The following is a 688-nucleotide window of genomic DNA, read 5'->3' on the forward strand; positions in this document are numbered from 1 at the left end:
CCAAGGTTGACATAAGCACCATCAGGAATATCTTGTGCAACACGTTCAGCAATTTGATCACGGGTTAATTTTTGATAACTCATTTTATTTCTCCAATCTCAAATTACTGCGCAGGTTGAACTTGTACAACGTGTTGTACAAAGATCCCAGGGGTGATGATGTGTTCAGGATCTAAGGCACCGAGTTCCACGACTTCTGATACTTGCGCGATGGTGATATCTGCTGCCATGGCCATAATTGGACCAAAGTTACGTGCAGATTTACGGTACACCAAGTTCCCCCAGCGATCTCCCTTATGCGCTTTAATTAACGCAAAGTCAGCTTTGATTGGATTTTCTAAAACGTAGTCTTTACCTTCATAATTCATGGTTGGTTTGCCTTCAGCGAGCAAAGTACCAAAACCTGTTGGTGTGTAGATTGGACCTAAGCCCATACCCGCCGCTTGAATACGGCAAGCCAAGTTGCCTTGCGGTACAAGTTCTAACTCGATTTTGCCTGCACGGTAGAGTTCATCGAAGACATAAGAGTCAGACTGACGAGGAAAAGAACAGATGATTTTACGTACAGCGCCTGCTTGTAACAGTTTAGCCAAGCCGTAATCACCATTACCTGCGTTGTTGTTGACGATCACTAAGTCTTTAATACCGAGTTCAATTAAGCCATCGATGAGTTCAGCAGGCTGACCTGC

Annotated in this window: 1 protein-coding gene and 1 pseudogene; both read right to left on the bottom strand. The window is 44.3% G+C overall.

Annotated elements, in window-relative coordinates; genetic code table 11:
* Positions 1-83, bottom strand: a pseudogene (locus AC1M87_RS14750) (CoA-transferase); the annotation flags it as partial.
* A gap of 20 nt (positions 84-103) precedes the next feature.
* On the bottom strand, positions 104-688 hold a 585-nt coding region (locus AC1M87_RS14755), incomplete at its 5' end, for a 3-oxoacid CoA-transferase subunit A (RefSeq protein WP_035270774.1).

The sequence above is a fragment of the Acinetobacter sp. 24-47-62 genome, from assembly GCF_056779765.1.